The sequence below is a fragment of the Polyangium fumosum genome (assembly GCF_005144585.1).
GTDB classification, from domain to species: domain Bacteria; phylum Myxococcota_A; class Polyangia; order Polyangiales; family Polyangiaceae; genus Polyangium; species Polyangium fumosum.
Window position 1 is genome coordinate 120,779 of record NZ_SSMQ01000030.1, and the last position, 18,774, is coordinate 139,552.

The 18,774-nt window shown below is 68.4% G+C and carries 15 protein-coding genes; 3 read left to right on the forward strand and 12 right to left on the reverse strand.

Going from position 1 to position 18,774, the window contains the following annotated elements:
• The first annotated feature begins 26 nt into the window (after window positions 1-26).
• The gene (locus E8A74_RS26735; RefSeq protein WP_136931909.1) at window positions 27-2,594 is read left to right on the forward strand and encodes a hypothetical protein; all 2,568 of its coding nucleotides are present in this window, start codon (window positions 27-29) and stop codon (window positions 2,592-2,594) included.
• A gap of 270 nt (window positions 2,595-2,864) precedes the next feature.
• Complete coding sequence (locus tag E8A74_RS26740; RefSeq protein WP_170229387.1) at window positions 2,865-3,773, forward strand: sterol desaturase family protein; 909 nt, start codon at window positions 2,865-2,867, stop codon at window positions 3,771-3,773.
• 107 nt (window positions 3,774-3,880) lie between these two features.
• Here the strand turns inward: E8A74_RS26740 and E8A74_RS26745 are convergent, their stop codons facing one another.
• The 11 genes from E8A74_RS26745 to E8A74_RS26795 are packed head-to-tail and all read right to left on the reverse strand — an operon-like array spanning window position 3,881 to window position 15,832.
• A complete protein-coding gene (locus E8A74_RS26745; protein WP_136931911.1) occupies window positions 3,881-5,731 on the reverse strand; it encodes a bifunctional acetyl-CoA hydrolase/transferase family protein/GNAT family N-acetyltransferase in 1,851 nt (616 codons plus the stop codon).
• 18 nt (window positions 5,732-5,749) lie between these two features.
• Window positions 5,750-6,811 carry a hydrogenase expression/formation protein HypE gene (gene hypE / locus E8A74_RS26750; RefSeq protein ID WP_136931912.1) on the reverse strand — a complete coding sequence of 354 codons (1,062 nt, stop codon included), beginning with the start codon at window positions 6,809-6,811 and terminating at the stop codon, window positions 5,750-5,752.
• Window positions 6,808-7,899: a hydrogenase formation protein HypD gene (gene hypD, locus E8A74_RS26755; protein WP_136931913.1), complete on the reverse strand. Its 1,092-nt coding sequence runs from the start codon at window positions 7,897-7,899 to the stop codon at window positions 6,808-6,810. Before hypD ends, hypE begins: the two co-directional genes overlap by 4 nt.
• A complete protein-coding gene (locus E8A74_RS26760; protein WP_136931914.1) occupies window positions 7,896-8,156 on the reverse strand; it encodes a HypC/HybG/HupF family hydrogenase formation chaperone in 261 nt (86 codons plus the stop codon). The genes hypD and E8A74_RS26760 overlap by 4 nt, the downstream gene beginning before the upstream one ends.
• Complete coding sequence (gene hypF / locus E8A74_RS26765; RefSeq protein WP_136931915.1) at window positions 8,156-10,903, reverse strand: carbamoyltransferase HypF; 2,748 nt, start codon at window positions 10,901-10,903, stop codon at window positions 8,156-8,158. Before hypF ends, E8A74_RS26760 begins: the two co-directional genes overlap by 1 nt.
• A complete protein-coding gene (locus tag E8A74_RS26770) occupies window positions 10,824-11,276 on the reverse strand; it encodes a hydrogenase maturation protease (RefSeq protein ID WP_232379757.1) in 453 nt (150 codons plus the stop codon). Before E8A74_RS26770 ends, hypF begins: the two co-directional genes overlap by 80 nt.
• A 13-nt stretch (window positions 11,277-11,289) precedes the next feature.
• Entirely contained in the window at window positions 11,290-12,579 is a 1,290-nt protein-coding gene (locus tag E8A74_RS26775) for a Ni/Fe hydrogenase subunit alpha (RefSeq protein ID WP_136931916.1), read from the reverse strand.
• Window positions 12,572-13,384 (reverse strand): NADH-quinone oxidoreductase subunit B family protein, encoded by an 813-nt coding sequence (locus E8A74_RS26780; RefSeq protein WP_136931917.1) that lies wholly within the window; start codon window positions 13,382-13,384, stop codon window positions 12,572-12,574. The genes E8A74_RS26775 and E8A74_RS26780 overlap by 8 nt, the downstream gene beginning before the upstream one ends.
• Before the next feature lies 1 nt (window position 13,385).
• Entirely contained in the window at window positions 13,386-14,225 is an 840-nt protein-coding gene (locus tag E8A74_RS26785; RefSeq protein ID WP_136931918.1) for an FAD/NAD(P)-binding protein, read from the reverse strand.
• A complete protein-coding gene (locus E8A74_RS26790) occupies window positions 14,222-14,689 on the reverse strand; it encodes a cyclic nucleotide-binding domain-containing protein (RefSeq protein ID WP_136931919.1) in 468 nt (155 codons plus the stop codon). Before E8A74_RS26790 ends, E8A74_RS26785 begins: the two co-directional genes overlap by 4 nt.
• 9 nt (window positions 14,690-14,698) lie before the next feature.
• Window positions 14,699-15,832: a 4Fe-4S dicluster domain-containing protein gene (locus tag E8A74_RS26795; RefSeq protein WP_136931920.1), complete on the reverse strand. Its 1,134-nt coding sequence runs from the start codon at window positions 15,830-15,832 to the stop codon at window positions 14,699-14,701.
• Between the two features lie 171 nt (window positions 15,833-16,003).
• On the opposite strand from E8A74_RS26795, the gene ppsA reads away from it, so the two are divergent.
• The gene (gene ppsA / locus E8A74_RS26800) at window positions 16,004-18,280 is read left to right on the forward strand and encodes a phosphoenolpyruvate synthase (RefSeq protein ID WP_136931921.1); all 2,277 of its coding nucleotides are present in this window, start codon (window positions 16,004-16,006) and stop codon (window positions 18,278-18,280) included.
• A 293-nt stretch (window positions 18,281-18,573) separates the two neighbouring features.
• On the opposite strand, the gene E8A74_RS26805 is transcribed toward ppsA, so the two are convergent.
• A partial coding sequence (locus E8A74_RS26805; RefSeq protein WP_136931922.1) for an ABC transporter permease subunit occupies window positions 18,574-18,774 on the reverse strand: 201 nt, incomplete at its 5' end.

The following is an 18,774-nucleotide window of genomic DNA, read 5'->3' on the forward strand; positions in this document are numbered from 1 at the left end:
CGGCGTTGCGCTAGAAAATGTCGCGGATGCTCCCCGCGTCGCTTCCGCTGACCTTGCGCGCGCCGAACCCGCCCGCGCTCTTCCTGGGTCGAGAGAAGGAGCGCGAACAGCTCCGCGTCGCGTTCGCGAGGGGCCCCGTCACGCTCGTGAGCGGCGAGCACGGCGTCGGCAAGACCGCGACGGTCTTGCAGGTCTTGCGCGAGAGCTTCTTCGAGGTGCCGGTCGTCTTCGCGTCCTTCGGCGGGTTGCCGGACGATGTCGCGCCGGATCGCGAGCTCGTGCGCATCGTCGCCGCCGCTGCGAGCGTCACCCAGATCGCGTGGGCCTCGGTACTTCGTGTGCGCGAGAGCCTCCCCGAGGTGCTCCTCGACATGGCCGAGCGCGCGCGGCTCTGGCTCGTGCTCGACGGGGTCACCGCCGATCCGCTGCTTCGTGATCTCATGAGCGTCGTCTCCCGCTACGCGCGCGAGTCGCGGTGGATCGTGACCGGTGAAGGCTTCTGCGAGAGCCGCTTCGTCCCCGGACAGAGCCTGCGCCTCGGGCCGATGCCCGACGCAGAGCTCGAGACGTTGGCGCACGGGACCGCTGCGAGGCCGCTCGATTTCGGCAGGGCCGTGGAGGCCTCCCGCGGCAACCCCGGCGCGCTCCTACGCGCCGTCGCGTCGGGCGCCGAGCCGGATGTCTCGATCGTCGACCCGATGCTCTCGGCGATGCGCGCCCTTTCCGATCGCAATGCCGGGACGGTGCTCGCGTGGCTCGACGAGCACGCAGAGGAAGCGCTGCGCGACGGCTATGCGCGCAACCTGTACGCGGTTCTGTCGCTCCGGCGCCACGAGCCGGAGCTAGGCCGGTGGTGGATGCGCTGTGCCGCGGAAGTGGGCGATCTGGCGGCGCTGCCGCACGGCGCCGCGCAGCACGCCTCGCTGAAGGACGCTCTGGTGCTCCTCGAAGCGTTCTTCTCGGGGGGCGATCTCGACCGCTCGCTCCGCGACGCGGAGGCGCTCGTCGCCCGCGCCGAAGCCGAGGGCGCCCCTCGGATCGCCGGCGAGGCGAAGACGATCGCCGTCCAGTGCCTGGTGATGAAGGGGGAGCTCGCGCGCGCTCTCGCCCTGGTCGAGTCGATCACGACGGAGGACGACGAGCTCGCCTGCTTGCGCGACGGAAGCGCCTCGACCGTCCTGGCGCTGATGCATCGTAGCGACGAGGCGCATGCACGCCTCGAGCGGGTCCGCGCCGGCGCAGTACGCCTTCCCTTCCGCGCGCAGAACCCGATCCTCTTCCGCGCCGCCGACACCCTCTACCAACTCGGCCTGCTCGAGGAGGCGCACGACGTCCTGTCCCAGTTGATGTCCGGCGATCGCGCTCGCTCGCTGTCGTTCCACCACCTCGGGCCGATCCTCCTGCTGCAACTACGAATCGCGATCGACCGAGGTGCCCTGCGCGACGTGGCGGCCCTGGAAGAGCGGCTCGCTCCGTTCGCGCGGGAAGGGACGCTCCAGCACCCTTTCGCGGGATCCAGCCGGGTGTTCGCGCGCGTGTGGGCGGGCGACTTCGACGGGATCGGCGAGGAAGTGAGCGATTCGCTCCAGGCTGCGCGCGAGGGAGACCTGCTCGAGGCCCAATCATCGGCGGCGATGGCTGCGATCGAGGTCGCGCTGGCGCGCGGCACGGACTTGGGCGTCACCCTGCGCGATCCCCTCGTGCTGTGGTTGCGAAACGGGGCGCCCGCGAGCCCGCTGCTCGAAGAGACCCGGAGGCGCGCGCGCCTCCGCCTCGGCGAGCACGTCCCCTCCCCGCCTCCCGTGGTGCGGAGCATCGAGCACGAAATCGTGGCGCGCCTCGCCGATGCCGAGGCGCACGTGCTGAGGGGCGCCTGGCACGAAGCGACCACGGCCTGTCGCGCGGCGGTCCAGCACGCCTCGCGCTGGGGCTACGCCTCACGCGAAGCGCACGCGCGCTCGACGCTGACCTTCCTCCTGCTCGCCCAGGGCCGCCGCGAGGAGGCCGCGCAACAGGTAGGAAGGCTCCGCGCGTCGGCAGAGCGCATGGGGAGCGCGCGTTTCGTCCGCGAAGCCGAGCTGCTCGCATACCTTTCGCAGCCCGCCGCCTCGATGCTGCAGCTCGTGTCTTGGGCGCGCGACGAAGCCCCCGCCCCGATCGTCGCGCGCTGCGCACGACACCTGCTCGGGGCGCCCGCAGGTCCCGACGCCGTCGAGCGCGCACTGTTCGACGCGCTCGTCGGCCACCTCGGCAAAGTCGCGCACCTCGCGCCGGGATCCCTCCCGAGCTGGGGCATCGCCGACGTCGATCGATCGGTCGTCCTCGACGACGGATCGCGCATCTCGTTCGAGTCCAAACCGCTGCTCTGGCGCCTCCTCGAGGTCCTTTGGGATCACGGGGGCGAGGCCAGCAAGGAGGAACTCGTTCGTGAGGGCTGGGCGCAGCCCGACTATCACCCGCTGCGCGACGACAACCGGCTGCACGTCACCATCCGCAAGCTGCGGGGTCTGCTGATGGATGGCCAGCCCCCCGCTCGCATCCTCACACGCGACGAGGGCTACGCCCTGGGAGGCACCCCCGTCCGCGTCCGCTAGGTGCGGCAGATCAGTCGAGATCAGTGGCTCGGCGCGGGGGGGCGCTCGCAGAAGGCGCGGCGCTCGCAGAAGGCGCGGCGCTCGCAGAAGCTGCGGGCTGGGGGGCGTCGTCGAGGGCGGGCGCGCCGGTCGGGAACGTCTCGCCGAGGGCTTCGCGCACGGAGAGCGCGAGGCCCGCCACTGCAAGAGGGAAATTTTTGAAGGCTACATGCTTGGATGTGAGTCAGATGGCGACGATGACGAGCGCACAGGATTCAGAGGAGAATGTACGTGAAGGCGCACGGGAACCTATTGCGACGCTCGCTCTCGTATCTCGCCTATCCGGCGATGACCGGCGGAGCTATCGCGTTTGGCCTCTGGGCCATCACGCGACATTGGCCAGCCTGGGCTGTCGGCGTTGTGGTCGTCGTGGTGGCCGCGGTGCTCGTCACCTTGCTCGAGTGGATCATCCCGTATTCACGCGTTTGGGCGAAGCCGCACGGTGATCGGCGCACCGATTTCTGTCACCTCGTCTTCTCCAATCGCGCCTTCGACGTCGGCACGCTTGTCGCCGTCGGCGTGTTTGCCCCGCTCGGAGAGGCGCTTTCCTCTCGGCTCGGCACACGCCTCTGGCCGCACGGTTGGCCCCTCCCGTTGCAAGCGCTGCTCGCCGTGGTGGTGTTCGAACTGCCCTGGTATTGGATCCACCGACTCGAGCATATCTGGGCCCCCTTGTGGCGCGTGCACGCGGTGCACCACAGCTCGCGTCGGATCTATTGGTGGAACTTCGCCCGCACCCACCCGCTCGACAACCTGATCAGCGCGGTCGCCGCCTTCACGCCGCTTTCGTTGCTCGGCGTCGGTGATGAGCCGCTCGCGCTGATGGCGGCCTTCTCCGGCGCGCACGGCATGCTGCAGCACTCGAACATCGATCTTCGCACCGGCTTTCTCGATCTGTTTTTCAGCACCGCGCGCGTTCATCGCTGGCATCATTCGCCCCGCCGCCACGAGGCCGATGCCAATTACAGTCCGAGGGTGATGCTCTGGGATCACGTCTTCGGGAGTTATCGCTTCCGCCCCGACGTCGCTCCACCCGAGGACGTGGGACTCGGCGAGGATGCGGCGGGATTTCCCGAGAGCTACGTCGGCCAGCTCCTCGTCCCGTTTCGCTCGGACCATGGGCGCAAGCGCCACCCCTGAGGCTCGCAGCTCGGGCCGGAGGTAGGACCACGGGCACCAGAATGATCTCTTTGGTGTTTCGCTGCTTCACACGAGCGCGGCCGAGGGGGTGGCCCTCGGATGCGCAATCATGGGAAGTCAATCTCGAGATGATAAGCGCCATCTCGAAGATTGGCTTTCACGGGCAGCCCGCTTTTGTAGAGGAGCGCCATCATGGGCTTGTTGCTCACCAGCACGTCCGCGAAGAAGCCCATGATCCCCCGTGCCCGCGCCACCTCGGCCATGCGCCGCATGAGCAGCGTGCCAACCCCGCGCCCTTGCCATTCGTCGCGCACCACGAAAGCGATGTCCGCCCTCCGCGTCGCCGGGGCCACGTCGTAGCGGGCGAGGCCGATGACCTCCTCGCAGCCGTTGTCGCTGCGAGCGACCACGAGGCCCATGTTCTGCTCGTAATCGAGGCTCACGAGTTGCAGCAGCTCCTCATGCGGGTGGGAAGGTTTGAACTTCATGAAGCGCTGGTAGGTGCTCTCGTCGGAAAGGCGGTAGAAGAGGTCCTTCAGCGCGTCCTCGTCCGAAATACGTAGCGGGCGCACGAGCACCTCCTGCCCGCCTGGTAGCATCTCGCGCCGCGCCTCCTCCCACGGGTACGCCGAACGCGCGCAGGTCTGGTCGCCGAAGACGTAGCGGCGCTGCTTGGCCGCCGCGAGCAGATCAGCGCGGTGATCGGGGTGAGCGATATCGATGAGCGCGAGCGCGCGCTGGCGGATGTTCTTGCCCCAGAGATCGGCGACGCCGTGCTCCGTGACCACATAATGCACGTCGCCCCGGCTCGTGACGACGCCGGCGCCCTGCTCGAGCCCGGCCACGATGCGGCTCACTTGGCCCTCCTTGGCCGTCGAACGCAGCGCGATGATGGGTTTGCCGCCACGGCTGCGCGCCGAACCTCGGATGAAATCGACCTGGCCCCCGATGCCCGAGAAGAAGCGTCCCATCAGCGTGTCGGCTGCCACCTGGCCCGTGAGATCGACGGCGAGGGCCGCGTTGATCGCAATCATCATGTCATTCTGGGCGATGACGAACGGGTCGTTCGTGAAGCCCGAGGGGCGCATCTCCACGGCGGGATTGTCGTGCACCCAGTCGTAGAGTGCCTGGCTGCCCATCACGAACGACGTGACGAGCTTGCCTGGCAGGAGCGTTTTTTTGCGCCCGTTGATCACGCCGCGAAGCGCGAGGCACATGACGCCGTCAGAGAACATCTCGGTATGTACGCCGAGGTCGTGATGCTCCTCGAGCGCGGCGAGGGCAGCATCGGGGATCCTGCCAATGCCGGTCTGCAAGGTGGCACCGTTCGGGACGAGGCTGGCAAGATGACGGCCGATAGCGCGGTCGACCTCGTCGAGCGGCTCGGCAGTGCGTGTCGGCAAGGGCGCGTCGACGGGCACGAGGTGCTGGATGCGCTCGATGTTCAAGAATGAATCGCCATGCGTGCGAGGCATGCGCGGATTGACCTCGGCGAGAATGAGATCGGCGGCGTCGATCGCGGCCCGCACGATGTCCACGGAAACGCCGAGGCTCACGTAGCCGTGCGCGTCGGGCGGCGATACTTGGATGAGCGCGACGTCGATGCGCACGCGTCGCGAGCGGATGAGCTCGGGGATGTCCGAGAGGAAGACCGGCATGAAGTCGGCACGCCCCTCGGCCACCGCGTCGCGCACGTTCGGCCCGATGAAGAACGCCGTGTGACGGAAGCGGCATTCGAGCCCAGCTTTGACGTAGGGGGCGGGGCCCAGCGTGAGCAGGTGGACGATATCATTGCCTTCGAGGTGATGGCCATGCTCGACCATGGCCTCGACGAGCCGCGCAGGTTCGGCCGCACCCGAGCCGATGAGGATACGGCGACCGCGCGGGATGGCGCGCGCTGCGCCTTCTGGCGTCGTGACCTTGTGGGAGAAGCGCTGTAGCCAGGGTGTGAGCTCCACGAGAAACCTCCGTCAGGCTCAGCAAATCCTCGGGAGCTGCTCGCCCGCAGGGATGTCGAGCCATCGGTTCATGCCGAGACGGCTCCGGAGCGTGACCCGGCCAGCCCGACCAGGCGCCGCGTTGTCGCGGACGGTCCCGATCCGCGCTGGCTCCGGAGCCGCCGGATGGGCGCGCATCACCTCGATGGCCGCCGCCGCGTGCTCCTCCGGCACGAACGCGACGAGCCGGCCCTCGCACGCGACGTAGAGCGGATCAAGCCCGAAGAGCTCGCACGCGCCGGCCACCGTCTCGTTCACGGGAACCGCGCGCTCGTCGATGTCGATGTCGACACCCGCATCCAGGGCGATCTCGTTGAGCGCCGAGGCGAGCCCGCCGCGCGTCGGATCACGAAGGCAATGCGGCACGACACCCGCCGAGAGCAGCGCGGCGACGAGCCCGTCGAGCGGCGCGCAATCACTCTCGAGCGCCCCGGTGATCGTGAGCCCTTCGCGCGTCGATAGCACCGCGATCCCATGGCGCCCGAGGTCACCGCTCACGAAAACCACGTCGCCTGGACGTACCGCGCGAGGTTCGATCGTGATCCCCTCCGGCACGACGCCCACACCCGTCGTCGTGATGAACATTCCGTCGCCCTTGCCGCGATCCACGACCTTCGTGTCGCCCGTGACGATCTCCATTCCCGAAGCTCGAGCGGCATCGCGCATCGAGGCGACCACGCGGTGAAGGTCTTCCATGGGAAGGCCCTCCTCCAGCACGAAGGCAACAGCAAGCCAGCGGGGCGCAGCACCAGTCATGGCGAGGTCGTTGATCGTGCCGCAAACGGCGAGCTTGCCGATATCTCCGCCCGGGAAGAACAGCGGCCGCACCACGTAGCCATCCGTGGTCAACGCGATGCGGCCCCTGGGAACCTCCACGACTGCGCTGTCGTGCCGGGCGGAGAGCGCGGCGCCTCCGAAAGCGGGTATGAAAATCTGCTCGACGAGCTCGCGTGAAAGACGCCCGCCGCCGCCGTGCGCGAGCTGCACGGTCCGGTGCCGGAACGGCGGCGGGCATGCGAGCTCGAAATCGCGCGCAGTCACGACCCAGCCCTCCGGTAACGATAATAGGCCGCGCAGGCCCCCTCGGAGGACACCATCGTCGCTCCGAGCGGCGTCTCGGGCGTACAGCGCGTGCCGAATGCCGGGCAGGCCGAGGGTTTCTCGATCCCTTGCAGCACCCGGCCGCTGATGCACACCGACGGCTCCTCGGTCGAGATCGTTCCCACGTCGAAAAGCGCCTCTGCGTCGTGCTGCGCGTACTCGGGGCGGAGCCCGAGCCCGCTCGCCGGGATCTCGCCGATGCCCCGCCATTTCCGCGGTACGACCCGGAACACCTCCGCGACGACGTGCATCGCCTCTCGGTTGCCCTCCGGGCGCGCCGAGCGCGCGTACTGGTTCTCGACCTCCGCGCGCCCTTCCTCGAGTTGCACGACACACATATGGATGCCCTGCAAAAGGTCCGCTGGCTCGAATCCCGTGACCACAATGGGTGTGTGATGGCGCGCGGCGATGGGCCGGTACTCGTCCAAACCCATCACCGTGCACACGTGGCCGGCTGCGAGAAAGGCGTCGACCCGACCATCCGGCGCGGAGAGGATCGCGGAGAGCGCCGGGGGCACGAGCACGTGCGAGACGAGCATCGAGAAGTTGCATAGGCCGCGCCGCCGCGCCTCGCGTACGGCCATGGCATTCGCTGGTGCCGTGGTCTCGAAGCCCACCCCGAAAAACACGACCTGTCTGCCCGGGTTCTGGCGGGCAATCTCGAGAGCGTCGAGCGGCGAATAGACGATGCGCACGTCGGCCCCCTCGCTCTTCGCACAGAAGAGGTCCGAGCGCGTCCCCGGCACGCGCAGCATGTCGCCGAACGAACAGAAGATCACTCCGGGCTTGGCCGCAATGGCGAGGGCGCGGTCGAGCATCTCCAGCGGCGTCACGCAGACGGGACAGCCGGGACCGTGCAAGAGCTCGAGCCCCGGCGGGAGCAGCGCGTCGATGCCGAAGCGTACGATGGAGTGCGTCTGGCCGCCGCAGACCTCCATGATGCGCCACGCGCGCGTGGCCCTCGCGGTGATGGCCGATGCGTAGCGGCGGCAGACATCGGCGTCGCGGTACTCATCCACGTACCTCATGCGGTCCTCCCCTCCGGCCTGCGCCCGAGCTCGCCGAGGTCCCCGATCTCCTCCAGATAGGAGAAGACGCGAGCCGCCTCGGCCTCATCAATGCGGGAGATCGCAAATCCCACGTGCACGATCACCCAGTCTCCCTCGCCCGCCTCGGGTACGTATTCTAGGCATACATCCCGCACGACGCCGCCGAATGCCACGTGTCCAACCCGGAGATCGCCCTCCCGCACATCCAGGATTCTCCCCGGCACCCCCAAACACATCACCGTCCTCCATGTCTAGATTCGTGGCTCCTCGCGGCAATCGCCGCCTGGCCCACGGAGATTCCGCCGTCGTTCGTCGGGACGCGTGCCGGAAGGCGCACGTCGAACCCGTCCGCGCGCAGCCGCGAGGTGAGCGCACGCGTGAGCAGATCATTCTGGAAGCAGCCGCCCGCGAGCACAACGCGGGGCAGATTCACTCGCTCCGCAACACGAGCGCCGAGATCGACCAGGCCCGCGTGGAATCGAGCCGCCATCTCGGCGAGCGGCCGACCGGCGGCTCGATCCGTCAATAGGGCCTGCACGAGTGGCCCCGTGTCGGCAACCGCGGGAGCCCCATCTGAAAGTGGCAATGGGTAGGGCTCCGGGCGCGGATCGGGGTGCGTCGCGGCGCACCATTCGAGCTCCATGGCCGCCTGCCCCTCGAACGAGCACGTGTCTCGCAGGCCGAGAAGCGCCGCAACCGCGTCGAAGAGCCGCCCCACGCTGGTCGAGAGGGGGGCCGCAAACCCGCGGGTCATCGCTGCGAGCAGACAGGACGCGGCGGACTCGTCCCCTAACCCGCGCGCCGCCGTGAGAGTGTCCGGGCCGAGCGTCGCGTAAAGCAGGCCGAGCGCGCTCCGGCGCGGCTCGCGGGCGGCGCGATCGCCGCCCGGCAGGGGGAAGGGTCGAAGGTGCGCGACGCGGCGGAAGCCCGAGGCGCTCGCGACAAGCGCCTCGCCGCCCCACGCGCTGCCGTCCGCCCCGAGCCCCACACCATCCCACGCGAGGCCGAGCACCTCGCCTTCGTCCAAGCCGTGCTCGGCTACCACGGACAGCACGTGGGCGTGGTGGTGCTGCACGCGCACGACCTCAGCTCCCCATTCGCGTGCAAGTCGCTCGGCAAGGCGGCTCGACGCGTAATCCGGGTGCAGGTCGCATGCAATGACGGATGGGCGCAGGTCGAAAAAGCGCGTCATGTCCCTTGCCGTGCGCTCGAGCAGATCCACGGCGGCGGGGCCATCCAGATCGCCGAGATGCTGGCTCGTCAAAAGCTCGCCACCCACGGCGAGCGTCATCGTGCTCTTCAGGTGTGCGCCCATGCCGAGGACGGGGGCATCGGCGGCCCATCTTGCAACGGAGAGGGGCGCGAACCCTCGAGCGCGCCGGATCACGGAAATGCCGTCCGGGCCCGCGCGCACCACGGAGTCGTCGATGGCCCGCACAATGGGGCGGTCATGAACGAGAAACAGATCGGCGATGCCCGCGAGACGCGTGAGAGCCTCGGGCACGTCCACGGCGAGCGGCTCCCCCGAGAGATTGCCGCTCGTGCAAATGAGCGGGCGCCCGGCGGCTTCGGCAATCAATCGGTGCAGCGGTGAGGCCGGCAGCATCGCGCCCACGAGCGGGCTTCGCGGCGCCACCTCGGGGGCGAGGACGGAGGGACTTCGGCGGCGCGCGAGCACGATGGGCGCCTCTGGGCCCACGAGCGCCCGCATCTCCTCGGCAGAGAGCATGGCGGCTGCGGCTGCAGCGTGCGCGTCTGCGAAGAGCACCGCGAAGGGCTTCTCATCGCGCCGCTTCCGGCGGCGGAGCACCCTCACCGCATCGCTGTCGGTCGCGTCCACGAGGAGCTGGAATCCCCCCACGCCCCGCAGCGCGACGACGCGGCCCGCGCAGAGCGCCGCCGCGGCGTCGCGGAGCGCGTGTGCTGCCTCGGCGATCTCCTCCCCCGCAGGCGACAGCAGGGAAAGGCGGGGGCCGCAGCGCGGGCATGCGATCGTCTCGGCGTGGAAGCGACGGTTGCGCGGGTCCTCGTATTCATGCCGGCAGTCGTCGCAGAGCGCGAAGGTCCGCATCGAAGTGCGGTCGCGATCGTACGGCAGCGATTCGATGATCGTGCAGCGCGGCCCGCAGCGGGCGCACGTGGTGAAGGGATAGCCGCGGCGCCGGCCCTCCGGGGCGAGGGTCTCGGCCATGCAGTCGGCGCAGGTCGCCAGATCGGCTGGCAAGAGCGGCACGGGCCGCGCGCCCTCCTCGCTCGGCAGGATCGAGAACCCGGAAGAAGGTGGCGCCGCGCCGGTGCGCGCGGGGAGCTCGCGGCGCTCGATTCGCGCGACGGCGCCCGGCTTGGGCACGTCGAACTCGAGCGCGCGGACGAACGCCTCGATCGCCTCGGGAGAACCCTCGGCCTCGATTTCCACAGCGCTACATCCGTTCTTGACCCAGCCCGACAAACCGAGCGCTATGGCCTTACCATAGACGAACGGTCGGAAGCCCACGCCCTGAACGATCCCCTCCACGTGCAAGGACACGCGCGCCATCCCGTCCTCCTCATCAACCTCCATGGAATCGATGCCGAGACCCGTCGGTCCGAGGAGCGTGGCCTCGGTGGAGCCGCATCGAGGGCAAAGGAGCAGGTGCTGCTCAGGCCGGTAGGTCCGCCGGCAGGTGTGGCATTCGGCCTCGACGCGGAGGAGCACGAGATGAAGCCGCGCCCCCTCGGCCTTGGTTCCGCGGGCGTACGCGGCGAAATGAAACGCAATCGCCTCCGGATCGAGCTGCTCTGTTTCGGCAACCCAGCCTCGCACTGCGCGTACGCGTGCCGCGCCCTCGTCGTCCACTCGCGCGAGCGCCAAGCGAAGAACCTCTTTGCCCAGCGAGGATTCGTGCATCGACGTCGGCTCCTCTTCAGCTCGCTCCCGCGACCAGGTTTCGCACGGCCTCGGCCGCACGCGGGACGGCGGCGAGCGCCTCGGGTGACAGGCCATACGCAAGGCAAGCCGGGCGCTCGACAGAAACCGCGACGATCGAGATGTCGCGACAAACCTTGTCTGGAGCGAGCGCGCGGGCGAGCCCGAGGACCTGCCCCACGGTCAACCCGTGTGTCGAAATGGGTGCGATATCGCGCACGTCGAGCGTCTCCTCCGCGAGCACGTGCACCGTGCCAACGCCGCCGCCGCCACCCAGGGCCGCGTCCACGAGGATCACGCGGCGCGCGTCTTCCAGAAGGGGCAGGAGCGCGGAAGGCTCGTTCACCTCGCAGAGGTCGACCCCCTCGCCTGTGCCCTGCGCCCGCAATGCGTCGAGCACGGCCGGCCCCACACCGTCATCGCCCGCCGCACGCTGGCCTATGGCAATCACGCGAACAACCACGTCAATCCTCCCGCTCGATTGCGAGGCGCAAAAAGTGGGTCGAGCAGGAGATGCAGGGATCGAAGTTGCGCACGGCCTGCTCGGCGCGCCGCGTGGCCGCTGCGTGGGGCATCGCGGCGAGCGTCGGGGCGAGCTGCCAGAGATCCTGCTCGATGCATTTCTGGTTCTGGGAGGTGGGCGGGACGATGCGGGCGTCCTCGACGAGCCCGGCCTCGTCCAGCGTGTATTTGTGCCAGAGCATGCCGCGCGGCGCCTCCGTGCAGCCATATCCCGTGGCCCTGCGCGATGCCGCCGCGATCGCGGGCGCGTCGGGCGGCGCGTACCCGTGGATGATGCGGATCGCCTCGTCGAGCGCCTGGATGATCTCAACCATACGCGCGAGTAGGCTCTTGTATACGTTGTGGCAGGGCGGGACGAACGCCACGCGCTGTGCGGCGTCACGGGCCCGTTCGCCGAGCCGATCGAAGTTCAGGTTGAACCGAGCGAGGGGCCCGCACTGATAGTCGCCTCGGCCGCGAACGACCGAGTGCAGCGCGGTCGAGTGAGGCACTTGCAGCTCGGCGAAGTGCTCCTCGTACGCGTGCAGGTCGATGTCGAGGCCCTTGTTCGATACGATACGACCCTCGCAAAACGGGTACTCGTCCACGTGGCGCAGCGCGACGAACTCGTAATCACGCTCGAACGCCGGGAAATCGAACTGCGCCGCCCAGTCGAGGCACATCTCCGCATCGCCGAGCGCAGTCTCCAGCGCGGGCACGAGCGCCGATAGCTCAGCGCGGGTCGGCACGCGGTAGAACCCGCCGACCTTGACGTTGATCGGATGGATCTCCCGTCCGCCGAGGGCGGCCACGATCGCATTTCCAGCCTTCTTGATGCCGAAGCCTCGAACCACCCATTCGCGGTGGTCCTTCGCCATCGCGATCGCGTCTTCGTAGCCCAGAAAATCGGGTGCATGCAGCAAGAACACGTGCAGCCCGTGGCTCTCGATCCACTCGCCGCAGTAGAGCAGACGCCGCAGCGCGCGGACCGCGCCGTCCGTCCGTAGGCCGAGCGCATCCTCGATGGCGTGGCAGGCGCTCATCTGGTAAGCGACGGGGCAGATGCCGCAGATGCGCGCGACGATATCGGGGACTTCCAGGTATGCTCTGCCGCGCAGGAAAGCCTCGAAGAAGCGAGGCGGCTCGAAGATACGCAGCTCGACGGACGAGGGGTTGTCACCCTTGAACCGGATGGTGAGCGCCCCCTCGCCCTCGACGCGCGCGAGGTAATCGACCTTGATCGTCCTAGCCAAGGCGCCCCTCCTTCAGCCGGATCTGCACGAGCTGCTCTTCCTGCGCCCTCCGGAACGGCGGCGCGGCCGTGTTGAACGTGGCGTAGGTGCGCGCGATGTCCTCATGGCTCGCGCCTGCGGCGACAAGCGCCCATTCGAGCCCGCCCGTATTCGTCGTCTCGGCCGGGCCGAAGCAGCCATAACAACCGCGGTGGTACGTCGGGCAGAGGGCGCCACAGCCCGCGTGCGTGACCGGGCCGAGGCAGGGCGTCCCGTGCGCGACCATGACGCAGACGTTCCCGCGCAGCTTGCATTGCACGCACACCGAGTGGCTCGCGATCGACGGCCTTCGGTCGGAAAGCAGCGCCGAGAGCACCGCGAGGAGCTGGCGCTTGTCGATGGGGCAACCGCGGAGCTCGTAATCGACCTTCACGTGGCCCGCGATGGGCGTCGAGGTCGCGAGCGTGTCGATGTACTCCGGCCGTGCGTAGACGACGCGCGCGAATTCCTTCACGTCACGGTAATTGCGGAGCGCCTGGACGCCGCCAGCCGTGGCGCACGCGCCGATGGTGACGAGGACGCGCGACTGGGCGCGGACCTCGCGGATCCGCTCGGCGTCGTGCGGTGTGGTGATCGAGCCCTCGACCAGGCTGATGTCGTACGGGCCCCGAAGGACCCTGCTCGACGCCTCGGCGAAATTCGCGATCCGAACAGCGTCGGCCAAGAGGAGCAGCTCGTCCTCGCAATCGAGGAGGCTGAGCTGGCAGCCGTCGCAGGAGGCGAACTTGAAGACGGCCAGCTTGGGTTTCTTCTTCCGTGTACGCACGCTACACCTCCCTCACCAGGAGCAGGTCCTGCACCCGGTCGTAGCGGTACACGGGGCCGTCTTTGCACACGAAGGAGGGGCCGAACTGGCAATGACCGCAGAGGCCGGTGCCGCAGCGCATGTTGCGCTCCATGGTGATCCATATCCTGTCCAGCGAGACCCCGAGCCGCTCGAGCTCGCGTGCGCAGAAGCGCATCATGATCTCGGGGCCGCAAATCATGGCGAACGCTCTTCCAGGATCGAATGCGGCCCGGCTGATGAGCTTGGTGACGACGCCCGTATTTCCTCGCCAATCGCTCCCGGCCGTGTCGACCGTGACCTCGACCTCGACGTCGAGCCTGCCGCGCCAGCGCTCGATCTCCTTGCGGTAGAGGATGTCGTCGGGGGTGCGAGTGCCGTAAAGCAAAGCGACCTTGCCGAACGCTTCGCGACGGCGGAGCGCGTGATAGACGACGGGGCGCAGCGGGGCGAGGCCGATGCCACCGGCGATCACCACGAGATCTCTTCCCTCCGCCTCACGGATCGGCCAGGCGCTGCCGAACGGCCCGCGCACGCCCACGACGTCACCACGGCCGAGGCGCTCGATGGCACGCGTCACCGCGCCCACGGCGCGGATCGTGTGTTCGAGCCGATCGGGCTGGTGGGGATCACTGCTGATCGAAATGGCTGATTCACCGGCGCCGAACGGGTACAGCATGTTGAATTGCCCCGGCAGGAACGGAAACCCGCCGCGGGCAGAGACGTCGAGTTCGAACGTGAAAACACCGTGCGTTTCCCGCTTCGCTCGCGCGATGCGGAGCGGCTCGGGGAGCATGGGGTCGGGGGCGGAGGAGACGGTCATGGCCTGGCCCGATAGACGTCGAGCGCCTGCAGCCGCGCCCGCTGCAGGCGGCTGTGGACCTCGTTCAAAAGCCGTCGGGTGAAGGCGTACCCGAAGTCGTGGTCGGCCTCGAGCTTGGCGCGAAGGCAGGCGCCATCGATGGCGAAGAGGTGCGCAAAATGGACTCCGCGCGCATCGAGCTCCCACCGATAGGGTGGAAAGAGCGTCGACCAGCCGAGCGCGTCGCCCCCGCCGACGGTCTCGGCCACGATGGTTCCACGGGCGCCATCGTGGATCTCGAGGGCGAGTTTTCCGGAGCGAATGAGGTAAAGCTCATCTGCGCGCTGGCCCTCGCGGAAGAGGAACTGGCCCTCGTCGAGACGGGCGTTCCTGACGCAGCCGCTCAGGAAGTCGACGTGCTCATCGGACATGCCGGCGACGAGGGGATGCTGCGCGATCGATCGGGCGAGGGATTCCTGCTCCATACGCCTCTTTCAGCCGTCTTTTTCCGGCAGCCCGACGGCGGCAGCCTCTTCTGTAATGTCAATCCCCACGGGACACCAGGTGATACAACGCCCGCAGCCAACGCAGCCGGAGGATCCGAACTGATCGTGCCAGCCGGCGAGCTTGTGGGTCAGCCATTGACGATAGCGGGCCTTGATCGAGCTGCGCACGGAGCCGCCGTGCACATGGGAAAAGCCGAGCGTGAAGCACGACTCCCAGCGCTTCGTGCGCTCCGCAGTCTCGCCCGAGAGATCGGTCGTGTCCTCGAATTCAACACAGAAGCAGGTGGGGCAGACCATCGTGCAATTGCCGCAGGCCAGGCAGCGCGTCGCAACGTCGTCCCAGCGCGGGTGCTCCAAGTTCTTTTGGAGACGCTCCTTGAGCCCGCTTGTGTCGAGACGGCGACCCATGGCCGCGGCGGTGCGCTCGGAGACGGAAGCCGCCGCGCCGATCTCCTCTGGATTGGCCGGACGAACGGGCAACTCCGCGGCGACGGCGGCGCCCTCGTCGCTTCCAATCTCGATGAGAAAGCGGTGGGCGCCCGACTCGATGAGCTCGGTGAGAGCGAGATCAAACCCCCGCTCGGCGCGGGGGCCGGTCCCCATGGATGCGCAGAAGCATGTGTTTCCTGCGCGCATGCAGTTCACCGCGACCACGAAGACGTCGCCTCTGCGCGCGGCGTAGCGTGGGTCGGGGTGCTCGCCGTGGATGAGGATCCGGTCCTGGATTTCGATCGCGTGGATCTCGCAGGCGCGCGCGCCGAGCAGGGCGACGTGCAGGCGCGGCGTCGCGTCCGGGAGGACGGAGAACCCTTCCTTGTGCCGCCGAATCTGGAACAAGCGTTCGACCGGTACATGGAAGGTTTGCTTCCAGGAATGTGGACCAACGGTGAACGCAAAAAAGGCGTCATGCTCGCGGCGCTCGAGGCGATAGCGGCCAGGTCCCTGCACGTCTTCGAGGCCGATCGGCAGGTCCGCGGCGTGCCGCACATCGTCAATCACGATCGCGCCGTCACGCGCTACGGGCCCGAGGACGCGATAGCCGCGCCCAGCGAGCGCCTGGACGAGGGCGTCCAGATCGGCCGCTGCGAGGACGACGGGCAGGCGTGCAGCAGATGCAGGCATCGCGCGCTCAGGCGCAAGTGGTGCGGGGGCGGCATGGGGCGTCGGCATACGGTAGCCGGTTCAAAAGACGCGAGACCGACAGCGGCAAGGGGGAAGTCTCGCGTTGGTGGAGATTCGAGGCGTGAATCTTGCCGGCACGCTGGCAAGCGCCGCGAGCCCCGGGAGGTGATCATGGTCGCGCACGTGATCTGGTTCGAGAAGCTGTCGCGCGCGGACATCGCGTCGGCCGGTGGAAAAGGAGCCAATCTGGGCGAGCTCACGCGCGTGGGTCTGCCTGTGCCCCCCGGCTTTGTCATTCCTGCGGAAGCGTTCCTCTGCTCGATGGAGGCCGCGGGGATACGGCAGCAGCTCGCCGATCGTTTGGCGGAGATCGATCCGGACGACGCTGCCGCCATGCGCGCGACGAGCGCCGAGATGAGGCGCCTCGTCCGCGCAGCAGCGATCCCGGCCGATATGGAGGCCGAGATCGTCGATGCCTACCAAAAGCTCGGCCCCTCCCTCGCTGTTGCGGTGCGCTCGTCCGCCACCGCAGAGGACACGGCCACGACCTCGTTTGCCGGAATGCACGAGACATACACGCACGTCGTTGGGCAGCAGGCGCTGCTCGAGCGCGTGCGCGATTGCTGGGCGTCGGCGTACGGCGAGCGTGTGGTTGCTTATCGGAAGACCGAGCAACTCCGAGACGAGCCTGCTTTGGCGGTCGTCGTGCAGCGAATGGTGAACTCCGATCGCTCCGGCGTGATCTTCACCGCGGATCCGGCGACGGCGGATACCTCGCGCATCGTCATCGAGGCGGCATTTGGACTAGGAGAAGTCGTGGTCGGTGGTCAGGTCGAGCCGGATACGTACACCGTGTCGAAGCGCGGCCCCCGGCTGCTCGAGGCGCGCGTGGGACACAAGGCGTTCAAGGTGATCCGTGGCCCCGACGGTGCGGAGCGACGCGTGGAGCTATCGGAGGAGGAGGGCGGCCGCAGAGTGCTCCGCGATGAGGAAATCTTCGCGCTGGTGCGCCTGGCGATACAGGTCGAGGAGCATTACGGCGCTCCGCAGGACATCGAATGGGCCGAGGAAGGCGGCGCCTTCTATCTGGTCCAGAGCCGGCCCATCACGACGCTCGGCGCGCCGCCGGAGCGAGGAGCGGCCCTCGTTTCCGGCCTCGGCGCCTCGCCGGGCATTGCGTCGGGTCGGGTGCGCGTGCTGCGCTCGCCGGGCGAAGGGCAGAGGCTCGTGGCGGGCGAGGTGCTCGTGGCGCCGATGACGTCACCCGACTGGGTGCCTACGATCCGACGCGCGGCGGCGCTCGTGACCGACAGCGGCGGAATGACCTGCCATGCCGCGATCGTCAGCCGCGAGCTGCGTATCCCGTGCGTGGTCGGCGCGCGCTCGGCGACCCGCCTGCTCCGGGACGGCGAACTCGTCACCGTCGACGGGGCGCGCGGTCAGGTGCTCGCGGGCGCCGCCCCCGCGGCCGAAAAGCCCAGGACGGCCTCCCCAGGGACCGGGACGGCCCCCTCCGCTGGGCCGTCGGGCGCGCCTTCGCCTGCTGTTCTCGGCACGCGCCTTTATGTCAACCTGGCGATTGCAGACCGCGCCGAAGAGGTCGCCGCGCTGCCGGTGGACGGCGTGGGGCTGCTCCGGGCTGAGTTCATGCTGCTCGACGCGCTCGCCGGGGTGCACCCGAAGGAGCTGCTCGCGTCCGGCGGTCGTGACGACTTCATCCAGCGCATGTCCGCGTCCCTGCTCCGCATCACTCGCGCCTTTCAACCCCGACCGGTCATCTATCGGACCTACGATTTCCGGACCAACGAGTTCCGCGGGCTGAAAGGGGGCGAGCGGTTCGAGCCCCTCGAGGAGAATCCGATGATCGGATATCGTGGCTGCTATCGCTACGTGCGCGAGCCCGAGCTGTTCGCCCTCGAACTCGACGTGCTCGCCCGGGTCCGTGCGGAGACGTCGAACTTGCACCTGATGATCCCGTTCGTGCGGACGCGCTGGGAGCTCGAAGCGTGCCTCGAGATGGTCGATCGAAGCGCGCTCGGCCGCCAGCGAGGTCTTTGGCGATGGGTCATGGCCGAGGTTCCCTCGGCGGCATTCTGGATTCCTACGTATGCGCGCATGGGCATCAACGGTGTCTCGATCGGTTCGAACGACCTGACCCAGCTCATGCTGGGCGTGGATCGTGATTCAGGATTGTGCGCCGAGCTCTTCGACGAATCCGACGCAGCCGTGCTCGACGCGATCAAGCGGATCGTCCGCGCGTGCCAGAAGGCCGGGATCACCTCCTCGCTTTGCGGCCAGGCGCCGTCGAATCGGCCCGAGTTCGCCGAGCACCTGGTGCGGCTCGGTATCACGTCGATCTCGGTCAACCCCGACGCGGAGCCGGCTGCACGGCGGGCGATTGCCGCGGCCGAGCGCCGCCTTCTGCTCGAGGCGGCGCGGCGGCCTTGAGGCTCGAGCGCCCTCCCCCGAGGCTGTACCATCGAGCCGTCGCGAACAATCGACAGATCTCGTATGCGAATTGCGATTCATGGCGCTCTTGAGGCCCCAATTGCGCTCTAGAATGTCGCGCGCGTGCATTGCCATGCGCCTTTTCCTCCCTCGCCCGGGCTTGACTCGTCTCGCCGTGCTCACCCCGCTGCGTCCGCAATACGTCCCGCCCGTTGACGCCTCGCTGGGGCGCTCGTTGTTCGTTTTTTCCTGAAACCCATTCAGGTCCGCGAGGCGCTCCGGAAACTGGCGGCTCACACCGCGGCGGCCTGGGCATTGCTGCTCGTCCGGTCGGAGACCGAGGTGTCTTTGATCAAGATGACGAACACGTTCATGAGGGGCGGGATGACCCGCCGCACGGCCTGGGGAACGATGACGTACCGCATCGATTGCATGTAGCCGAGCCCGAGGCCCCGGGCCGCTTCCATCTGGCCGCGCTCGATCGACTGGATACC